The following is an 11203-nucleotide window of genomic DNA, read 5'->3' on the forward strand; positions in this document are numbered from 1 at the left end:
GAGATGTGATGACCCAGACGAGCAGCGATATGAACACACCCAGTGCGCCCACGGACCATCGGGCCCGGTTGCGTCTGTTTCTGGAACAGCCGCGTGTGCACAACGCCATCCTTGCGCTGATCATTTTCAACGCGATCACACTTGGGGTCGGCACATCGAAATGGGTGCAGGCCCAGACGGGTGATTTGCTGTTTGTGGTCGACAAGATCGTGCTGACCATCTTTGTGATCGAACTGGTGCTCAAACTTTATGCCTATGGGCTGAGCTTCTTTCGCAACTCGTGGAACATCTTTGATCTGTTCGTGGTCGGGGTGGGCTTGTTGCCCCAGACGGCGGGCCTGTCTGCCTTGCGGGGTTTGCGCGTCATTCGGGCCTTGCGCCTGTTGTCCGTCATTCCGCAAATGCGCGCTGTCGTGCAGGCCCTGCTGGATGCGTTGCCGGGCATGGGCGCGGTGATTGTGATGATTTCGATCGTGTTTTATGTGTTCGGGGTCATGGCCACGATCATGTACGGTGCCGCCTTTGACGAATGGTTCGGCAGCCTTGGCCGCTCGCTGTATTCGCTGTTCCAGATTATGACGCTGGAATCGTGGTCGATGGGTATCGTGCGCCCGGTGATGGAGGTTTACCCATCGGCATGGGCCTTCTTTGTCCCCTTCATCGTGATCACTGCCTTTTCGGTGCTGAACCTCTTTATTGGTCTGCTCGTCAACACGATGCAGTCCGCCGTGGAGGACGAGACCGAAGCCGAGTTTGAAAAGCTGCGCGAATTGGTGCGCGAAGAGACCGATCAGGTCGACGCCCATGTCCTTGAGCTCAAGGCCGAGCTGGTGGCGTTGCGCGCTGAACTCAGCGCCGCGCGGGAGGGCAAGTGATGAGCGGCAGTCAGAAATTTATCGCCCGCAACCGCGCCCCCCGTGTTCAGATCGAATATGATGTCGAACTTTATGGGGCCCAGAAAAAGGTGCAGTTGCCCTTTGTCATGGGTGTGTTTTCCGACCTGTCAGGCAAGGCCGAAACCCCGGCAGTTGCAGATCGTAAATTCCTTGAAATCGACATCGATAACTTTGATGAACGTATGGCCGCCATCGCCCCCAAAGCACAGTTTTCCGTGCCCAATACGCTGACGGGGGAGGGCAATCTTTCGGTTGATCTGACCTTTACCAAGATGGCTGATTTTTCCCCGCAAGCCATTGCCGAAAATGTCGATGCTTTGCGCCCGTTGCTTGAGGCCCGCCAGCAATTGTCGGACCTGATGACCTATATGGATGGCAAGGCGGGGGCCGAAACCCTGATTGAAAAGCTGCTGTCCGAACCTGCGTTGCTGGCCACCCTGGGTGGCTCCGAAGGCCCATCTGCTGATGTAGACGCTGCACTTGATAGTCTGCGTGGTGCGTTGCCCTCAGATAGTACTGCTGACACCGGCACGGACGACACCCTTGCCGCATTGGCCGCGCAGGCCCCCACGGATGCGGCCCCCGACACCTCTGTTGCGGACGCGCTGAGCACCCTGCAACCCGCGCCGGAAACCGTGGTCGAGGATGCCCATGGCTCTGCCCTTGACGCCTTGCGCGCGACCCCCGTCGAAACGGCGCCCGAGGGTGACAGTGCGGAGGACGTGTTGTCCGGCATCGCCCGGACAGAGGTTGACACCCCTTCGGAAGGTGAAGACCCATCCGGTGACATTCTGGCGGGGATCGAGCGGGTGGACGACGCGCCAGTGGCGGACACCACCGACGACGTTCTTGCCGGATTGGATGCGCCCACAGCACCTGCCGACATGGGCGACGATGCGTCAGACGTGCTGGCCGGTCTTGCCGACGCCGCGGTCGAAGAGGCCCCGCCAGAAGACACCACCACGGATGTGCTGGCCGGGCTGGATCGGATCGAAACCCCAGACGCCGCAGATGACACGGCGGACATTCTCGCCGGGCTAGAGGTGCCTGATGAAGATGTCGTAGGGGCCGATGGCGTCGCTGATATTCTTGGTGATATGGCTGCTGCGCCACTGGCCGAGGATGCCCCCGAGGACGCCACCGACGATATTCTTGCAACCCTTGAGACAACAGCGCCCACGGCTGACGCGGATCAACCCCTTGATGATATTCTGGGTGGCATCGCGGCCGCGCCAGAGGTCGAGGACACGCGTGATGGGTTGGATGATATCCTGTCCGGGTTGGAGATCCCGGAGGCCACGCCCGAGGCGGATATGCAAGATATCCTGGGCGATATCGCCCCTGTCGAGGATGTTGCCGAAGATAACGGCGCCGACACTATTCTGGCCGGTCTCGACGCCGCGCCCGAGGATGCGCCGGAAGCCGACATTTTGGATGATGTGCTGGCCGGTCTGGAAGCTCCGGCTGTAGATACTCCACCCGACACCCAGGCCGACGATATCCTTGCAGGGTTGGACGCGCCCGATGCTCCGCCCGAAGACGAAGACACGCTGGATGATATCCTGGGCGGGCTTGATGCAGTGGAAGACACACCCGCCGAGGACGGGCTAGATGATATTCTGGGTGGGCTGGACGCGGTGGAGGAAGACGCTCCTACAGATGATCTGGACGACATCTTGGGCGGCTTGGACACGCCGGAGGCCGCGGCCACCGATACAGACACCGACGATATTCTGGGTGGGCTCGACGCTGCCGCGCCCGAAGCGGCAGCGGATGATCTGGATGATATTCTAGGTGGGCTTGAGGTGGCAACGGATGCCCCCGCCGAAGACGGGCTGGATGATATCCTGTCCGGTCTGGACGCGGCGGAGGACGACACGCCCGCAGATGATCTGGACGACATCCTCGGCGGCTTGGACGCACCAGACGCCGCGGCCTCCGACACGGATACAGACGATATACTCAGCGAGTTGGACGCTGTCGCAGCGGATGAAGCGGTGGACGATCTGGATGATATTCTTGGCGACATCGACGGCGAGGACAGCACGGATACCGACCTCTCCGATATTCTGGGCGATCTTGGTGATGATACCGAAGCGCCATCTGAGGGCGATGACCTTGATGCGCTGCTTGGCGACAGCGATGCCGAAACGGATACTGCCGATCTGGACGCGCTGCTTGGTGATTTGGACGACGACTCCGCAGGCGATGACCTCGATGACATTCTGGCAGGGCTCGACAATCCGAACCCACAGGAAGAGGGGCCAGCGGAGGCCCTGACCAGCATGGATGAAACCGGGGCCGAGGATGATGTCCCCGTCCCGCCTCCGCCCGCAGTGCAGTCGCCATTTGGTCTGATTTCCGCGCCACGCCCGGAACGCGACAGCCTGAACCGATCGAAATTCCGCATGGCCGTGTTTGGTGACTTTACCGGGCGCGCCGCGCGGGGGCTGATGGAGACTGGCGATGCGCTCGCCAGTCGCACACCCATCCCGCTGGATGTGGACACGATTGACGATGTGATTGCGGGTTTCGGCACCACGCTCACCCTCAAAATCGGCAAAGATGGCGGTGGTGTGGATGTGAAGCTGAAAGAGCTGGATGACCTGCACCCGGATGAGTTATACGAGAACATCGCGATCTTTGACGAGATTTCGGGACTGCGCCAGCAATTGGGCATGGGGTCGATGGCGGACAAGGCCGTCAGCCAGCTGAAGTCATGGTCCGAGACCTATGCCACTCCGATCAAGCTGCCCAAACGGTCAGCCAGCACATCGGTACCCACGAACCTTAAACTCAGCGATTTTCAGGCGCTGATCGGAGACAGTGGCGGCGTGCTCACCCAACCGGATGCTGCCGACGATCTGATTGCCCAGATCATCGGACCTCATATCGTGAAGGCCCCCGATGCGGGTGCCGCCGAGATGACCAAGGCGGTGGACGAAGCGCTGAGTTCGGCCATGCGGCTTGTGCTGCACCACCCTGACTTTCAAGCGATTGAGGCGCAGTGGCGCTCGCTTGATATGCTCGCGCGGCGGATCGAAACGGACAGCACCCTTGAGATCATCCTGTTTGATGTGTCCGCCGAAGAGTTGGCCGCCGATCTGGCCGCCCATGAGGACCTTGCCCAAAGCGGCTTGTTCAAACTGGTAACAGATGTACTGGACCCCGAAGAGGGGGCAGGCGGCTTTTCCGCGCTGTTCGGCCTCTATACGTTCGAGGAATCCCCGCCCCACGCCGAATTGCTGGCCCGGATCGGGCAAGTGGGTGCCCATGTGGATGCGCCGTTTTTCTCGGCGATCACGCCGGGCTATCTTGATGTCGCCAAGGAAGACCGCCACCCGTTGGTCGCCAAGGCGTGGGACACCCTTCGCGCGCTGCCAGAGGCTGCCTATCTGGCGCTGTCCTCACCCCGGTTCCTGTTGCGCCAACCTTTTGGTACAAAATCCGATCCGATCTATGCGTTCGAGTTCGAGGAGTTCACACCCAAAGAGGGGCTAAAGGGCATGCTGTGGGCCAACCCGGTCGTGATGGTCGCGATCCTGCTGGCAGGCACCTACAAGAAAGACGGCAAAGCGATGGACCTTGGCACGCTGATGTCATTGGGTGATCTGCCATTCCATTATGTGAATGACCGGCACGGTGATCAGGTGGCGCTGCCATGCACCGAACGCAACCTGACAAGTGACGCCGCCCAGACAACCCTGGGCCGGGGCTACATGCCTGTGGTCTGGGTCAAGGGGCGCAATGAAATCCGCCTTGGCTCGTTCCGCTCGCTTGCGGGTGACATGATCGCAGGCCCATGGGAAGCCGAAGTACCCGCCCCCCGGCCCGGTCCGGGTGCAGGCACATTGAGCCTTGAGGTGGACATTCCGACCGACGACGGTGAGGATGGCGATGACACATCGCTTGACGATCTGTTGGGCGATCTTGACGATGGATCAGATGCAGATACGGGCGATGATATGGACACATCGCTTGATGATCTTTTGGCTGGCTTTGATGATGACGATGACAGCGCGGACGCAGAGGATATGGATCCCGAGCTGGCCGCCTTGTTGGAGGGATTATAGATGAATTCGATGGGCAATATCCCGGAACCGGATCCTGAACGGGATGACGAACCGGATATCATTATTCTGGGGATCCAGAAGAGCAGCTACTACCTGTACAAGGGTGACGACTATTTGAACCAATTGCTTTTGGTGGACGGGGAATATCCAAAACCTGTCCTGTGTGTACATTTTGAGACTTTGATTGATGCAAAGCTTGTGATCGGAGACGGTTTTTCCATTGCGCAATACTGGGCCATTCACCCGGAAATCATTGCGCGCCTCCGATCCGATGAATGCCTTATTGAAACGGACGCATAGCCGCGGATTCCGAGGCGAGGAGTGCTGAGATGGCCGAAAAAGACTTAATACTGGAGAACCGAAAGGTCTGGATGGAGGGGGAGTACTCCGCCAAGACCGTGAACCTGAAAAATGCGCGTGTGGTCGAGGGGCTAAGCACCTTGACCACAACCACCGTGGAATTCACGTCATCCGACGACAAGTTGGATCTTCAGGATATTCTGGGCTCGGATATATCGCTTGGCATGAAAGACGCTGACGAGGCAGATCGGTTTTTCACCGGCACCTGCACATCCGTTGAATATGTGGGCCTGTCCCAGGGTCTGAACCACTTTGTTGCCGAGGTCCGCCCCTGGTTGTGGTTCCTGACCCGCACGCAGGAAAACCGCATCTTTCAGGAAAAGACCGTTTTGGAGATTATCCAAGAGGTGCTTGAAGACGAGGATTACGGTTTCTGGTCGGACGTGCAAAAGAAGACCACGGGCAGCTACAAGCAGCGCGTCTATTGCGTGCAATATAACGAGACCGATTTCGACTTCATCTCGCGGTTGATGGAAGAAGAGGGCATCTATTACTACTTTGTGCAGGACGGCAAAAAGCTGAAAATGGTGCTGGCCGACAGCATCAGCGCGCACAAGGCCACCCCCGGCGGCCCCGAATTCGAGTTCCACTTCAAAGAGGCACAGTACCGCCGCCGCAATGACCACATCTTTGACTGGAGCGAAGCCACGGGTGTCACTACCGGCAAGATCACCCTGAACGACTATGATTTCGAAAAGCCGAAGGCGGACAAGAAGACCGTAAAGGCGATTTCAAAGGGCAAGCACAAACACAATAAATACGAACACTATCGCTATCCCGGTCACAGCCGGATTGAGGGGATGGGCGACGATTTCACCAAAATCCGCATGGAAGCCGAGGCCGTCAAGCACAAGCTGTCGCGCGGGGCGGGCAACATCCGCACCCTTGGTGTCGGTCAGACCCTCAAGATGAAAGGGCACCCGCGCAAGAACAACAATGCAGAATATCTGGTGACCCATGCGGTGCATCACCTACAGATCGAGACGGATTACGAGGTTGAGGAAACCAAGAAGCCGCTCTTTGACAGCACCATTCCGGTGGATGAGGACAACAAGGACACCTACCGCGTCGTCTTTGATGTCATCCCCAAGGCCGAACCCTTCCGCGCGCCACAAACGACTGAGTGGCCCCGGTTGCTTGGCATGCAGACGGCCGTTGTGACCGGCCCCTCGGGTGACGAGATCTACACCGACAAATATGGCCGTATCAAAGTCCAGTTTTATTGGGACCGCGTGGGCAAGAAAGACGAAAACACCACCTGTTGGGTACGTTGTGTCATGCCGTGGACCGGCAAAGACTGGGGCATGATTTCGGTCCCGCGGATCGGACAGGAAGTCGCCATTCAGTTTGAAGAAGGCGACCCTGATCGCCCGATCTGCACCGGCATGCTTTATAATACCGACACCATGCCCCCTTATGCGCTGCCCGCCAACATGACCCAGACCGGGATCAAGACCCGCTCGACCAAGGGCGGCGGGGCGGCCAACTATAATGAGCTGGTGTTCGAGGACAAAAAGGATGCCGAGTTCATCCGCATGCACTCCGAAAAGGACTATTTCCAGACCATCGAGAACAACGCCGAAATCAAGATCGGGCAAGAAAAGAAAGACCCCGGTGACCTGACCCAGACGATCTATCACACCAAGACCGAAACGATCGAGACCGGCGACCACATCTTTAAGGTCGAGACCGGCAATCAGGATATCTTCGTCAAGACGAACCACACCGAAAAGATCGAAGGCACCTCGACCGAGACAATCAAGGGCAATACCGAGACGACCATCGAGGAGGGGAACTATACCCAGACCATCAGTGCAGGCAACGTGACCCGCGAGGTGTCTATGGGCAATGAGGATGTGACCGTGTCGATGGGCAACTACAGTCTGGACACCACCGCAGGCAAAGTCGTGGTGACCGCAGGGATGGAAATTTCGCTGACGGTGGGTGCCAATTCAATCACCATCGACAACAGCGGGATCACCATTTCGGGCATCATGGTCACTGTCGAAGGGCAGGCCACGGTCGATGTCGGCTCACCCATGACCACCGTAACGGGGGATGGTATGCTGACCCTCGACGGTGGCGTGACCATGATCAACTGAGCAGGCTTATGTCAGACCGATTTGAAAATCTCAAAAAGATCCCGGACCAGCCCGCCGCGCGGCTGCTCGCGGGTGCCAATGCCAAGCTCAGGACAGTGCTCAAGGCACCGGCAAGTGCTGCGGTGCCCGTTGTGCTGGCCGAGTTGGAAGAGGTCGGCGCGCATGTGGATCTGATCCGGGTGCTGTCCGTGTCCTTACCGCCGCGCGAATGTGTGTGGTGGGCGTGCCTGGCGGGTCGTGACCTGATCGGTCCCGACGGTCAAAGCCTGTGCCTGACCACTGCCGAGGCGTGGGTTTTCGAGCCCACTGACGATATCCGCCTGCGCCTACAAACGGTGCTGGAAACCGAGTCCTCCGGTGACAAGACCGCGCCCTGTGCAACGGCGGCGTTTTATGCCCCCGGAAATCTGGGCCCCGGCGACATGAAAGAACACCCGGCACCGATCGGCGTGGTGGCGGCCTGCGCCTTTGGGATCAACCTCAAGACCCTCAAACTGGGCCCCGATCCTGAAACCCGGTTTAATCTGATCATTGATCGGGCACTCGACATTGCACGCGGTGGCAATGGCAAGGTAGAGTTGACCGAACCGACCTCGCAAGAAGGAACCGCTTGATGCCGGGCCCACCCCAAGCACGTGTTGCAGACATGCATACAGGTCCCTGCACCTTGGGATCGCCTTTGCCGATCATGCCGCCTTGTTGCGTGACTGTGCTGGTGTGCAAGATGCCCGCCGCCCGGGTGACGGACATGTGCCTTGGCCTTATCGCACCTCCGGCCGCCAACTTTCCACCCCACCCGATTGCCAAAGGATCCGCGACAGTCTTGATCCAGAAGTTGCCTGCCGCCCGGATCGGTGACATGTGCTCATTAGGTGGTGCGATCGTTGCGGGCGCGCCGACGGTATTGACGGGCGGCTGAGGCGATATGGCAATTACACTAAGGTTCCAGTCTACAGGCAGTATTCCGGGCAACGGCGACCCTGTGTCGATGCACGGAGCCAGCCTGACCATCGGGCGCGGCAACGAAAATGATCTGGTATTGCCCGATCCCAACCGCGAGTTGTCCAAGCGGCACTGCGCCATCGAGGATCACAACGGCAACGTCATCGTTGTCGACTTTTCGACCAATGGCACCTTTCTGAACTACGGCAAGCTGGCGCTAGGCAGCACGCCCACCCCGCTTAATGACGGCGATATCCTGTCGGTCGGCCCCTACGAAATTCTGGTGACCATCGCCTCGGACGCCACCGAGGACGTGATTGCAGCCCCTGTGGCGGATACCCCCATTTCCCATGGGCTGGCCTCGAACGCGCCAAGCAAATCGGATTTGCTGGATGCGCCCGGCGACGGCGGTGATTTTCTGGACGATTTGTTGGGCGGACGCGAAGCGGCCCCCAAAGGCCCCGGCAGCGTCAATCGCGAAGAGCCCGACGATGATGGATTGTTGCCTCCGCTTGGCGAGGACGACGATATTCTGCCCCCCGCATCCGATCCCTTTGACGGGCAGGGGGCCAGTGTCGGCATGCACAACGCGGCAGCGCAGGATCATTTCAACGTGGCGGCCCCCTCATCGGGTGGCGGGGCGATCCCGGATGATTGGGATGATGATTTTCTGTCGCCCAACCCGCCTGCGCGCGGTGCTCCTGCGGGCCAGAGTGACCCCTTTGCGGCCCCAACGCCACCCTCCGCCCGCATCCCGGACGAGCCGAAAACACAGCCCTTGCAGCCCGTGGCCGAACCCCGTCCGGTGCCCGCGGCCCATGTCGTCCCGTCCCAAACCGCACCCGTTGGTGGTAGCGGTGGCAGTGCCCCGGCGCGCGGATTTCTGGCGTCCCTTGGGGCTGAAGGTGTCGATGTGCCAGACGCCGAGTTGCCCGCCACGATGGTGCGCATGGGCAAGGTGCTGCGGGTGATGATTGAAGGGATGCGCGAAATTCTGATGACGCGCAGTTCGATCAAATCCGAATTCCGCATCGAGCAGACCATGATCCAGGTGGGCGGCAACAACCCTCTGAAATTCTCGATCAGCCCCGAACAGGCGATCGAGGCGATGGTCCGCCCCAAAGCCCAAGGCTATCTGGATGCCGCAGACGCCACGACCGAGGCCCTCAAGGACATCAAGGCCCACGAAGTTGCGATGATCACGGGCATGGAAGCCGCGCTGAAAGGTATCCTGAAGAAACTCGACCCGGCTGTGCTTGAGGGCAAGATCAGCAAGGACAGCAGCCTGAGCGGTATGCTCAAGAGCCGCAAAGCCCGCTATTGGGAAATTTACGAAAGCATGTACACCGAAATTGCAGACCAGGCCGAAAACGATTTTCAAGAGCTGTTCGCCAAGGAGTTCGCCCGCGCCTATCAGGACCAATTGGATAAGTTAAAATGATGACGCGTGACCGCCGGGAGGACACATAATGTCCTGGGACAGCAAGGTTTTGTGGAATGAAGGCCTGTTCCTTCAGCCCCACCATTTTCAGCAGGCCGACCGCTATACCGAAAGCCTTGTCGCGGGTCTGGCGCGCCGCATTGCGCCCTATGCCTGGGGTGTGAACGCGCTTGAGATTGACGAAGAGGTCCTGAAGTTCGGTCAGTTCGCAATCAAGTCCTGTTCGGGTCTGACCCATGATGGCACCGTGTTCCGCGTGCCCGCCTCCGAAGATCACCCGCCCGCACTGGATGTGCCCGAGGGGATCAAGGACTGCGCCGTCTACCTGACCGTCCCGCAGCGCCGCCAAGGCGCGCTTGAGGTCGACATGACCGGTGCCGAACTGTCCGCCGCACGTCTGCGCCCCGGCGAGATCGAAGTGACCGACGTCACATCGACCGGGAAAAAGGCCGTGACCATGGGCGTGGGCAAACTGCGCCTGCAATTCGCGCTTGAGGTCGATGATCTCGCGGATCGGCTGTGCATCCCCGTCGCCAAGATCATGGAAGTAAAGCCCGACAAGGAAGTCGTGCTCGACAAGTCCTTCATCGCGTCCTGTCTGGATTGCAATGCCGCCGGGCCGCTCAAGGATTTCGTGCGAGAGCTCGATGGGCTGCTTGGGCATCGCAAGACGGCTTTGGCCGGACGGTTGTCCGAAGGGGGGGGCACCAAGGGCGTTGCCGAGATTTCGGATTTTCTGTTGTTGATGTGTGTAAACAAGATGCACCCGCTGGTGCAGCATCTGGCCCAGATCGAAAACGTACACCCGCAGGATATGTACCGCGTGTGCCTGATGCTGGCAGGCGAGTTGTCGACCTTTATGGCCAACGACAAATCCGCGCCCGAGTTTCCGCCCTATGCCCATGACAAGCTGACCCAGACCTTTAACCCCGTCATCAAGGTGCTGCGCCAGTATCTGTCGTCCGTGCTGGAACAAACGGCGGTATCCATCCCGCTTGATCCGCGCAAATACGGGATCAGCGTGGGCGTCATTGCAGATCGCAAACTGTTGTCGACCGCTGGTTTTGTGCTGGCCGTACAGGCCGACATCCCGGCCGAGAACATCCGCCGCCATTTCCAGAACCAGGCCAAGATCGGCCCGGTCGAGGAAATTCGTCAGCTGGTGAATTCGGCCCTTCCGGGCATCCCGCTGCGCCCCTTGCCTGTGGCACCGCGTCAGATCCCATATCACGCAGGTGTGGTGTACTTTGAACTGGACGGTGACAGCACCCATTGGGGTAAGATGTCGACATCCGGGGGTGTGGCCGTGCATGTGTCCGGGGAATTTCCAGGATTGAAAATGGAACTTTGGGCCATTCGGCAAGGCTGATAGCCAATTCGGGGCTAAAA

General features: G+C 59.3%; 8 protein-coding genes. All 8 read left to right on the plus strand.

Annotated elements, in window-relative coordinates; genetic code table 11:
- Nucleotides 1-8: 8 nt before the first annotated feature.
- Nucleotides 9-875: an ion transporter gene (locus Q0859_RS18300; RefSeq protein ID WP_299153925.1), complete on the plus strand. Its 867-nt coding sequence runs from the start codon at nucleotides 9-11 to the stop codon at nucleotides 873-875.
- Nucleotides 875-4969, plus strand: coding sequence for a type VI secretion system contractile sheath small subunit (tssB, locus tag Q0859_RS21545; protein ID WP_366523226.1), 4095 nt, complete (start codon nucleotides 875-877; stop codon nucleotides 4967-4969). The genes Q0859_RS18300 and tssB overlap by 1 nt, the downstream gene beginning before the upstream one ends.
- Nucleotides 4970-5269, plus strand: coding sequence for a hypothetical protein (locus Q0859_RS18315; protein WP_299153927.1), 300 nt, complete (start codon nucleotides 4970-4972; stop codon nucleotides 5267-5269).
- A gap of 29 nt (nucleotides 5270-5298) precedes the next feature.
- Nucleotides 5299-7431 carry a type VI secretion system tip protein TssI/VgrG gene (gene tssI / locus Q0859_RS18320; protein ID WP_299153929.1) on the plus strand — a complete coding sequence of 711 codons (2133 nt, stop codon included), beginning with the start codon at nucleotides 5299-5301 and terminating at the stop codon, nucleotides 7429-7431.
- 8 nt (nucleotides 7432-7439) lie between these two features.
- Complete coding sequence (locus Q0859_RS18325) at nucleotides 7440-8045, plus strand: hypothetical protein (protein WP_299153930.1); 606 nt, start codon at nucleotides 7440-7442, stop codon at nucleotides 8043-8045.
- Nucleotides 8046-8119: 74 nt separating this feature from the next.
- On the plus strand, nucleotides 8120-8350 hold the full coding sequence (locus Q0859_RS18330) for a PAAR domain-containing protein (RefSeq protein ID WP_299154053.1): 231 nt from the start codon (nucleotides 8120-8122) through the stop codon (nucleotides 8348-8350).
- A 6-nt stretch (nucleotides 8351-8356) separates the two neighbouring features.
- Nucleotides 8357-9814, plus strand: a complete 1458-nt coding sequence (gene tagH / locus Q0859_RS18335; protein WP_299153932.1) for a type VI secretion system-associated FHA domain protein TagH — start codon at nucleotides 8357-8359, stop codon at nucleotides 9812-9814.
- Between the two features lie 28 nt (nucleotides 9815-9842).
- Entirely contained in the window at nucleotides 9843-11183 is a 1341-nt protein-coding gene (tssK, locus tag Q0859_RS18340) for a type VI secretion system baseplate subunit TssK (protein WP_299153934.1), read from the plus strand.
- The last annotated feature ends 20 nt before the right edge of the window (nucleotides 11184-11203 follow it).

This window comes from uncultured Tateyamaria sp. (genome assembly GCF_947497045.1).
Taxonomy (GTDB): domain Bacteria; phylum Pseudomonadota; class Alphaproteobacteria; order Rhodobacterales; family Rhodobacteraceae; genus Tateyamaria.